This window comes from Neisseria sp. P0001.S005 (assembly GCF_051963715.1).
In genome coordinates, this window is sequence record NZ_JBQCTZ010000914.1 from 1 (window position 1) to 305 (window position 305).

Genomic DNA, 305 nt, shown 5'->3' on the forward strand with positions numbered 1-305 from the left:
GGAGCGAATTTGTGGTTTGTGGTAATGACCGGACCCGGATTGACACGCAACCACTCGGAACATTGTTTGATGATGCGTACGGATTGACGCATTTCTTCCATACGGCAGAGGTAACGGTCGTAGCAGTCGCCGTTGACGCCGACGGGGATGTCGAAATCCATTTTGTCGTACACTTCGTAAGGCTGTGTCTTACGCACGTCCCATTCCACGCCTGAACCGCGCAACATCACGCCGGTAAAGCCTTTTTGCATGGCGCGCTCAGGAGTGACAACGCCGATGCCGACGGTACGCTGTTTCCAAATACG

General features: G+C 54.1%; 1 pseudogene. It reads right to left on the bottom strand.

The features are described 5' to 3' along the window. Positions 1-305, bottom strand: a pseudogene (locus tag ACTHSP_RS23475) (NADH-quinone oxidoreductase subunit D); the annotation flags it as partial.